Source organism: Mycobacterium sp. TH-M11, from assembly GCF_057473725.1.
Window position 1 is genome coordinate 1 of record NZ_JBYCLD010000044.1, and the last position, 1,670, is coordinate 1,670.

The 1,670-nt window shown below is 67.6% G+C and carries 1 protein-coding gene; it reads left to right on the forward strand.

Annotation, left to right across the window (positions count from 1 at the left end; all coding sequences use genetic code 11):
• Positions 1–1,670 (forward strand): plasma-membrane proton-efflux P-type ATPase (locus AC2VOG_RS01765; protein WP_486938198.1); only part of this gene is annotated, 1,670 nt, incomplete at both ends.

The following is a 1,670-nucleotide window of genomic DNA, read 5'->3' on the forward strand; positions in this document are numbered from 1 at the left end:
TCAGTACGGGCCGAACGAGATCGCGGAGAGGAAAACCAACCAGCTGCTGAAGTTTCTCGGTTACTTCTGGGGGCCGATCCCGTGGATGATCGAGGTCGCCGTCATCTTGTCGGGCGTGCTGCGCCACTGGCCGGATTTCATCGTCATCCTCGTGCTGCTCGCCGCTAACGCGTTCATCGGATTCTGGGAGGAACGGTCCGCGGGCAAAGCCATCGACGCCCTCAAAGCTCAACTGGCGGTCAACGCGCGGGTACTACGCGACGGCACGTCGGTTACCCTCCCGGCGCGCGAACTCGTGCCGGGCGACGTCATCCGGCTGCGGCTCGGCGACATCGTGTCGGCCGACGCCCGCCTGCTTGACGGCGACCCGGTGGAGGTGGACGAGTCCGCGCTGACGGGGGAGTCGCTGCCGGCCAGCCGCGGGCCGGGCGACAACGTGTTCTCCGGATCGATCATGCGTCAGGGGGAGATCAGCGCCTTGGTGTACGCCACCGGTACGAATACCTACTTTGGGCACACCGCAGAACTGGTCCAAGCCGCCGACAGCGTCAGCCACTTCCAAAAGGCGGTGCTGCAGATCGGCAAGTTCCTGATCCTGCTCGCGCTGGCCATGGTGGTGCTGATCGTCGTCGTGTCGACCCTGCGCGGCAACCCGTTCCTCGATACCGTCCAGTTCGTCCTGGTGCTCACCGTGGCGGCGATCCCGGTGGCGATGCCGACCGTGCTGTCGGTGACCATGGCCGTCGGCGCACGACTGCTCGCCAAGAAGCAGGCCATCGTCACCCGGCTGGTCGCCATCGAGGAGCTCGCCGGCGTGGACGTGTTGTGCTCGGACAAGACCGGGACCCTGACCCAGAACAAGCTGACTCTGGGCGACCCGTTCGCCGTGGACGGGGTGAGCGCCGGCGACGTCATCCTCGCCGGTGCGCTGGCCTCGCGCGTGGACGACAACGACACCATCGACCTGGCCGTCCTGGCCGGACTGACCGACCCGACGGCACTCGACGCCTACCACGTGGTCCACTTCGAACCCTTCGACGCGGTCCACAAGCGCACCGAGGCCAGCGTCGAGATCGCAGGCAAGCCGTCGTTCAAGGTGAGCAAGGGCGCACCGCAGGTAATCCTCGCCCTGGCCGACGACGCGGCCGAGGTGCAGGCAGCGGTGGACAACGCTGTGCAAGAGTTCGCCCAGCGCGGCTTCCGGTCGTTGGGGGTCGCCCGCGCCGACGGCGACGGACCGTGGCGGTTCCTGGGCGTGCTGCCGCTGTTCGACCCGCCCCGCGTCGACGCCAAAGAGATCATCGCGACTGCCGAACAGATGGGTGTGAAGGTCAAGATGGTCACCGGTGACGCCATCGCCATCGCCCGGGAGACCGCCAAGGCACTCGGGATGCGCGACGGGATTCTTGACACCGCCGGGCTGGGCGGTGTCAAGGAGGAGGTGACGGCCGCCGAGGCGACGGCGATCGAAAAGGCCGATGGCTTCGCCCAGGTGTTCCCCGAACACAAGTACCGCATCGTCGATGTGCTGCAGCAGCGCGGCCATATCGTCGGGATGACCGGTGACGGGGTGAACGACGCCCCCGCGCTGAAGAAGGCCGACTGCGGCATCGCCGTGTCCGGGGCGACCGACGCGGCGCGCGCGGCGGCGTCCATGGTGCTGCTGAGCC